The organism is Zoogloea sp. (assembly GCF_017302315.1).
In the GTDB taxonomy this organism is placed as follows: Bacteria; Pseudomonadota; Gammaproteobacteria; order Burkholderiales; family Rhodocyclaceae; genus Zoogloea.
In genome coordinates, this window is sequence record NZ_JAFLDT010000050.1 from 24,317 (window position 1) to 32,056 (window position 7,740).

General features: G+C 70.2%; 5 protein-coding genes. All 5 read right to left on the bottom strand.

Annotated elements, in window-relative coordinates:
- Nucleotides 1-208: 208 nt before the first annotated feature.
- Complete coding sequence (locus J0L98_RS14525) at nt 209-805, bottom strand: ACP phosphodiesterase (protein WP_296412489.1); 597 nt, start codon at nt 803-805, stop codon at nt 209-211.
- 107 nt (nt 806-912) lie between these two features.
- A complete protein-coding gene (locus tag J0L98_RS14530; RefSeq protein WP_296412490.1) occupies nt 913-2,235 on the bottom strand; it encodes a ferric reductase-like transmembrane domain-containing protein in 1,323 nt (440 codons plus the stop codon).
- A 56-nt stretch (nt 2,236-2,291) separates the two neighbouring features.
- Nucleotides 2,292-3,719, bottom strand: coding sequence for an efflux transporter outer membrane subunit (locus J0L98_RS14535; protein WP_296412491.1), 1,428 nt, complete (start codon nt 3,717-3,719; stop codon nt 2,292-2,294).
- A complete protein-coding gene (locus tag J0L98_RS14540) occupies nt 3,716-6,850 on the bottom strand; it encodes an efflux RND transporter permease subunit (RefSeq protein ID WP_296412492.1) in 3,135 nt (1,044 codons plus the stop codon). The genes J0L98_RS14535 and J0L98_RS14540 overlap by 4 nt, the downstream gene beginning before the upstream one ends.
- A 3-nt stretch (nt 6,851-6,853) precedes the next feature.
- A partial coding sequence (locus J0L98_RS14545) for an efflux RND transporter periplasmic adaptor subunit (protein WP_296412493.1) occupies nt 6,854-7,740 on the bottom strand: 887 nt, incomplete at its 5' end.

Genomic DNA, 7,740 nt, shown 5'->3' on the forward strand with positions numbered 1-7,740 from the left:
CCCGACATTTCGCCAGGCACTGAAGACTGGCACCCGGAAGCGGCGGGATAGTGTGCTGAACTTTGCGTGTGGCTCGGGGTTGCTGCTGCTTGACGGGATGAAGCTGGTGGGCAAGATAAGCGGCAGCTACTCGGCCTTATGTAAAGCTTTCCATAAGGCCGAGTACCTGCCCTTTCTATCCCCACACACAGAACCGTCTCGACTCCCGTCAGCGCGCGCCGCGCTCTGTCTCCGCAAACGCCAGCGCGTCCGGAAAGAAAGCCAGAAAATCCGCTTCAAACCCCGGGTAAGCCGCCAGCAGCTCCTCGCCGGCGCCGGCCAGAGGGTTGGGTTGGCGGGCCCGGTATCGGGCCATGCGATCCAGGGCCAGGGCCACGCTGGCGCTGTCCCGGTAGCTCGCCAGCCAGTCCTGGGCCGCCATGCGGGCAAAGACGGGGCCGAAGCTGTCCGGCAGGGGCGCGTTGTGGGCGCCGATCAGGCGGTAGGTTTCGGTGGTGAAGGCGAGCAGCGGCTCGGGGCTGAAGCGCTGCCAATGCACGGCCAGGAAGTGGTCGTAGAACATGTCCACCATGATGCCGCCGAAGCGCCTGCGCACTTCGCTCACCCGTGCCCGGCTGCGCCGGAAGGCGGAGTGGGTGTCGGCGAAGCTGTCGATGCGCCGGTGCAGCATCACCCCGTCGGCCAGCGCGGCGCCCAGCCAGGCCGGGCGGGGCTGCAGCGGGCCCTTTACGAAATCACCGATCACCCCGCCGATACGATCGGATGCGAGGGGGCCGGCGAGGAGGGCGTGGGCGAGGTAGTTCATGGGTGGCAGGGCGGGACGTGGGCGATCGACAACTGAAGTCTAGCCCGAGGGCGGGCGCGTTGTGCCCGCGAGCGGCTGATGATCCGCTGCCCGGTGCCGGATGGGGCTCAGCGAAACTCGAACAGCTCCCGGTGAAAGGCCACCGGGGCAGGTCCTGCGCCTGCGCCCAGGGCCCGAGCCAGGCTGTCGCCCCAGGCGGCAGGGCCGCAGAACCACACGCTGCTGCCGGTACCCAGGCAGGCTCTCACCTGCTCGGCGGGCAGGGGGCCGTCCCGGTCGGTGTGGCGGCGGTGCAGGCGGACACCGGCGGCCGAGCACAGGGCAGGCAGTTCGGCGGCGTAGCCCGAGGCCGGGTTGTCGGCGGTGCTGTAGAAGAAATCCACCGGCCCCGGCGTGCCGCCCCGCGCGGCCAGATCCTGCAGGCGGGCCAGGAAGGGGGTGATGCCGATGCCGCCGGCCACCCACACCTGGTGTTGCCCGGTGAGGGCCGGGCTGTCGAAGGTGAAGCTGCCGTAGGGCCCTTCCAGGCGCACCGGATGGCCGATGTCGAGGCGCCCGGGGAGGCTGCGGGTGTAGTCGCCGAGGGCCTTGATGGCCAGGGTCAGGCGTCCGTCGGCCGGGTTCCAGGCGCTGGCCATGGTGAAGGGGTGGGCGCCTTCGGCGGTGTCGCCAAAGTGGGCCAGCACGTGCTGGCCGGCCCGGTGACCCGGCCAGGCGGTGGGGCGGCAGACCACCTCCAGCACGCCGTCGGGATGGCGGGTGAGGCTCTCGATGTGGGCCACATACTGCCGCCGGGTGCCGATGCGGCCGAGCAGCGACAGCCAGGCCGGCACCACGCCGAGGGCTGCCATGCCGGCCGTCAGCCAGCCCAGGGGCTGCTGCCAGAAGCTGGCCGGCATGAGCATCAGGCCGTGGTAGGCACCGGCGATGAAGACCAGCGGAAACAGCTTGTGCACCCAGCGGAAGTAGCGGTAGGGAATGCGCTTCACCAGGGCGATCACCACCAGCGCCAGCAGGATGTAGCCGGCCCATTCACCCACATCCTTGGCCAGATCCACCCACTGGTCGGCCGGCCCCCTGGGCGGACGCGGGCCACGGACAGGGCGTTCGATGAAGCCGGCCTTGGCCAGGTTCTTGGGCAACCATTCGAGCATCCAATGGGTGAATACGATGAGCCCGGCGCCGATGCCGATGTCCTTGTGCAGGCGATACAGGCGGTCGAGTCCGCCGAAGCGCTGCGCCAGCCAGGCGGGCCGCGCGGCGAGCAGCATGCCGGCGCTCATCCACCACAGGGCGAGGGTGCCGGACAGCAGGATCAGGGCCCGGCGCCAGTCCCAGGCGTTTCTGGCGCTGGCCAGCACGTCGGGCAGGGCAAAGACGGCCCACACCAGAAAGGGCAGGCCGGCGAGGAGGACGAGGGGGCGTTTCATGGTGGGCATTCCGGAGAGGGGCGATGGGGGCAGGTGAGGGGCAGATGAGGGGCAGATCAGGGGCTGGTGGGGCTGAGGTCGCCGCCACCCAGCACCTTGTAGAGGGTGACGGTGCTGGTGGCGGCCGACAGCTTCAGGCTGACCAGGCCCTGGCGTGCCGCGTACAGGCTGCGCTGGGCGTCGAGGGCGCTGAGGTAGCTGTCCACGCCCTTCTGGTAGCGGGCCTCCGACAGGCGGTAGCTGGCGGCGCTGGCGTCCACCAGCTTCTGCTGGGCGTCCAGGCGGGTGTCCAGGGTGGCGCGCTGGGCCAGGGCGTCGGCCACCTCCCGGAAGGCGCTCTGGATGGTCTTCTCGTAGCCTGCCAGGGCGATGTCCCGGTCGGCTTCGGCGGCCTGCAGGTTGGCGCGGTTGGCGCCGGCGTTGAAGAGGGGCAGGCTCACCTGGGGGATGAAGGTCCACGCGCCCGAGCCCGCCGCAAAAAGCCCGCCCAGGCTGGTGCTGGCGGTGCCGGCGGTGGCGGTCAGGCTGATGCTTGGGAAGAAGGCGGCCCGGGCGGCGCCGATGCTGGCATTGGCGGCGCGGAGCTGGCGTTCGGCGGCGAGCACGTCCGGGCGTTCCTGCAGCACTGTGGAGGGCAGGCCGGCGGGCAGGGCGCGCAGGGCCGTCACGCTGTCCAGCCCGGCGGGCGGCAACAGGGTGTCCGGCACCGACGTGCCCACCAGCAGCACCAGCGCGTTGCGGTCGATGGCGACCTGGGCGGTGTAGGCGGCCACGTCGCGGCGGGCGGTCTCGACGCTGGTTTCGATCTGGCGCAGGTCCAGCTCGGTGCCGACGCCCAGGTCGACGCGCTTGCGGGTGAGGCTGTAGCTGCTTTGCTGGCTGGCCAGGGTCTCCTGTGCCAGCTGCAGCAGGGCCGTGTCGGCCGACAGGGTCAGGTAGGCGCCGGCCACTTCGGCCACCAGGCTGATGCGCGTGCTGCGCAGGGTTTCCTCGCTGGCCAGGTAGCTTTCCAGGGCCTGGTCGCGCAGGCTCTGCAGGCGGCCGAACAGGTCGATCTCCCAGTTGGCGATGCCCAGGTCCACGCTGTGGTTGCGGCTGGTGACGGCCTGGCCGCTGCCCGACAGCTCGCCCGGGGTGCGCCGGGCGGTGGTGCCGGCGTCGGCGCTCACCGCCGGAAACAGCTCGGCGCGCTGGATGCGGTACTGGGCGCGGGCCTTGACGATGGCCAGGGCGGTGGCCCGCAGATCGCGGTTGTTGGCCAGGGCCAGGTCGATCAGCTGGTGCAGGCGGGTATCGACGAAGAAGTCACGCCAGCCGATATCCGCCACCCCCGGGTGGTCTTGGGGGTCGGTGTCGATGGTGGCGGCCGGCCAGGTCTTGGCCACCGGGGCGGCCGGGCGCGTGTAGTCGGGGGCGAGGGTGGCGCAGCCGCCGAGCAGGCCGGCCAGCAGCAGGGTGAGGCTGAGGGTACGCAGGTTCATCATTGCGCTCCTTGGGAGGTGACGGCGGGGGCGCTGGGCGCGGGGGCCGGGCGGGCGAACAGCCGGCGCACCGCCACGAAGGCCAGGGGGATGAAGAACAGGCCGAGCACGGTGGCGCTGATCATGCCGCCGAGCACGCCGGTGCCGATGGCGACACGACTGGCCGAGCCGGCGCCGGTGCTGATGGCCAGGGGCAGCACGCCCAGGGCGAAGGCCAGGGAGGTCATCAGGATGGGGCGCAGGCGCAGGCGCACGGCCTGCAGGGTGGCGTCGATGAGGCTGGCGCCTTCGTCTTGCAACTGCTTGGCAAACTCGACGATCAGGATGGCGTTCTTGGCCGACAGACCCACGGTGGTCAGCAGGCCGACCTGGAAATACACGTCGTTGGACAGGCCGCGCAGGCTGGCCGCCAGCACCGCGCCGAGCACGCCCAGGGGCACCACCAGCATTACCGAGAAGGGGATGGACCAGCTCTCGTAAAGTGCCGCCAGGCACAGGAAGACCACCAGCACCGAGATGGCGTAGAGCAGCGGGGCCTGGGCGCCGGACAGGCGCTCCTGGAAGGATTGCCCCGTCCATTCGAAGCCGACGCCCTCCGGCAGCTGCTTGATGATCTTCTCGATGGCGTCCATGGCGGTGCCGGAGCTGACGCCCTCGGCCGGTTCGCCGACGATCTCGAAGGCCGACATGCCGTTGTAGCGCTCGAGCACGGGCGAGCCCATGGTCCAGCGGGTGGCCGAGAAGGCCGAGAAGGGCACCATGCCGCCGTCGCCGTTGCGCACATACCAGCTGGCCAGGTCCTCGCCCATGGCGCGGGCGGGGGCGTCGCCCTGCAGGTACACCCGCTTCACGCGGCCCTTGTTGATGAAGTCATTCACGTAGGTGCCGCCGCTGGCGGTGGACAGGGTGTCGTTGATGTCGGCCATGGCCAGGCCGAAGGCGCCGGCCTTCTGGTCGTCGATGGCGAGATGGAAGCGCGGCGTGTCGTCGAGGCCGTTCTTGCGCACCTTGCTCAGGGCCGGGTCCTTGGCGGCGAGGGCCAGGAACTGCTCGCGGGCCTCCACCAGCCTGTCGTGGCCGAAGCCGCCCAGGTCCTGCAGCTCCACGTCGAAGCCGCTGCTGCTGCCCAGGCCGCGGATGGCCGGCGGCAGGATCACGAAGATCTGCGCATCGCGCACCGCCGACAGGTCGCGGGTGGCGCGGCGGGCAAAGGCGGCTGCGGCGCTGGCCGGGTCTTCCCGCTCGCTCCAGTCCTTCAGCTTGATGAAGGCCCGGCCCGAGTTCTGGGCGTTGCCGCCGTTGCCCATGCCGTTGATGCTGACCAGGCCGGCCACCTCGGGCTGCTGCAGCATGTACTGCTCCAGGGCGCTGACCGCCGCCGTGGTGCGCTCCTTGGTGGCGCCGGCCGGCAGCTGGACCATGGCGATCACGAAGCCCTGGTCCTCTTCCGGCAGGAAGGAGGTGGGCAGGCGCAGGAACAGGACCGAGAGGGCGCCCAGCAGCAGGGCATACACCAGCGCCGCACGGCCGCCGCGCTTCAGCAGGCCCCCCACGCCGCCCTCGTAGCGTTGGCTGTTACGGTCGAAGCTGCGATTGAACCAGGCAAAGAAACCCGTGCGATGCACGTGGCCGGGCTTGAGCAGGGTGGCGCACAGGGCCGGGGTGAGGGTCAGGGCCACCAGCACCGACAGCAGCATGGCCGCCACGATGGTGATGGAGAACTGGCGGTAGATGACGCCGGTCGAGCCGCCGAAGAAGGCCATCGGCACGAACACCGCCGACAGCACCAGCGCAATGCCCACCAGCGCGCCGGTGATCTCGCCCATGGACTTGCGGGTGGCCTCCCGGGGCGACAGGCCCTCCTCGCTCATGATGCGCTCGACGTTCTCCACCACCACGATGGCGTCATCCACCAGCAGGCCGATGGCCAGCACCATGCCGAACAGGGTCAGGGTGTTGATGGAGTAGCCAAAGGCCGCCAGCACCCCGAAGGTGCCCAGCAGCACCACCGGTACGGCGACGGCCGGGATCAGGGTGGCGCGGACGTTCTGCAGGAAGAGGTACATGATCAGCACCACCAGCACGATGGCTTCGATCAGGGTCTTCACCACCTCCTCGATGGAGATGCGCACGAAGGGCGTGGTGTCGTAGGCCACCACCGTCTGGAGCTGCATCTCGGCCGGGAAGAAGCGTGACAGCTCGTCGAGCTTGGCCTTCACCCGGTCGGCGGTCTGCAGGGCGTTGGCGCCGGCGGCCAGCTTGATGCCGATGGCGGCCGAGGGCTTGCCGTTGTACTGCACGCTGACGTCGTAGCTCTCGCCGCCCAGCTCGATGCGGGCCACGTCGCGCAGCTGCACCACCGCGCCGTCGGCGCTGCTCTTGAGGACGATGGCGCCGAACTGCTCCGGCGTCTGCAGCTTGCTGCGGGCGGTGATGGTGGCGTTGATCTGCTGGCCGCCCCGGGCCGGCAGGCCGCCGATCTGGCCGGCGGTGACTTCGGTGTTCTGGGCCTGGATGGCGCTCTTCACGTCGGCGGGCATTAGGGCGTACTTCTGCAGCCGGGCCGGATCGAGCCAGATGCGCATGGCGTAGCCGGAGCCCAGGGCCTGCACGTCGCCCACCCCTTCCACGCGGCTCACCGGGTCGAGCAGGCTGGTGGCGATGTAGTCGCCGATGTCGATGGCGGTGGTGCCCGGGTTGTCCGACACCACGGACACGATCATCAGGAAGTCGGTGCCGGTCTTGGCCACCGACACGCCCAGGTTCTGCACGATCTGGGGCAGGCGCGATTCGGCCTGCTTGAGCTTGTTCTGCACCTGCACCTGGGCCACGTCCGGGTCGGTGCCGGCCTCGAAGGTCAGGGTGATCTGGGCGCTACCCGCCGAGCTGCTGCTGGAGGACATGTAGCTCAGGTGGTCCAGGCCCTTCATCTGCTGCTCGATGACCTGTACCACCGAGTTCTCGATGGTCTCGGCCGAGGCGCCGGTGTAGTTGGCCGAGATGGTGATCTTGGGCGGGGCGATGTTGGGGTATTGCTCCAGGGACAGGCGCCCGATGGAGAGGGCGCCGGCCAGCATCACCACGATGGCGATGACCCAGGCAAAGATGGGGCGGTCAATGAAAAAGCGGGCCATGACTTACGCTCCCGGTCTGGTGTTGCCGGCCGCTGCGGCCGGGCTGGCGGCGACCTTGCCGTCCACCGCTACCGGCGTCACCACCGCCCTGGCGCGCGCCTTCTGGCTGCCTTCGACGATGACCTTTTCGCCAGCGGCGAGGCCGTCATTCACCAGCCAGCTATCGCCGACGGGCCGGCCGACATGCAGCACCCGCTGCTCCACCGTGTTGCCGGCACCCACCACCAGCGCGGTGGCCTCGCCCTTCACATTGCGCGACACCCCGCGCTGGGGCACCAGCACGGCCTTCTCGGCCACGCCTTCTTCCAGTACGGCGCGCACGTGCATGCCGGGCAGCAGATCGCCCTTCGGGTTGGGGAACACCGCGCGCAGGCCCACGGTGCCGGTGCCCTCATTCACCGTGATGTCGGTGAATTGCAGGCGGCCTTCCCGGCCGTAGCGGCTGCCATCCTCAAGGATCAGGGTGACGGCCGCCTGGTTGCGCCCGGCCTGGCGGATCTGCCCGGCCTCAAAGGCGCGCTTGAGGCGCAGGGCGTCGGCGCTGGACTGGGTTAGGTCCACGTAGATCGGGTCCACCTGCTGCACGGTGGCCAGGGCGGTGGCCTGGCCGGCGGTGACCAGGGCCCCCGGCGTGACCGCCGACTTGCCGATGCGCCCCGAGACCGGCGCGGTGACCCGGGTGTAGGCGAGGTTGATGGCGGCGCTGTCGAGGGCGGCCTGGGCCGAGGCCACATCCGCCTCGGCCTGCCGCAGGGCGGCCAGGGCGTCGTCGGTGTCCTGCTGGGCGACGGCCTTGATGTCGGCCAGCTCCGCGTAGCGGGCGGCCTTGGGGCGCAGGGTGTCCACGTTGGCCCGGGCCTTGGCGAGGGCGGCCCTGGCGCTATCCACGG

Bases quoted from the DNA above. Each gene is read 5' to 3' on its own strand.
- J0L98_RS14535 (WP_296412491.1), bottom strand. From the start codon at position 3,719: ATGATGAACCTGCGTACCCTCAGCCTCACCCTGCTGCTGGCCGGCCTG.
- J0L98_RS14530 (WP_296412490.1), bottom strand. From the start codon at position 2,235: ATGAAACGCCCCCTCGTCCTCCTCGCCGGCCTGCCCTTTCTGGTGTGG.
- J0L98_RS14540 (WP_296412492.1), bottom strand. From the start codon at position 6,850: ATGGCCCGCTTTTTCATTGACCGCCCCATCTTTGCCTGGGTCATCGCC.
- J0L98_RS14525 (WP_296412489.1), bottom strand. From the start codon at position 805: ATGAACTACCTCGCCCACGCCCTCCTCGCCGGCCCCCTCGCATCCGAT.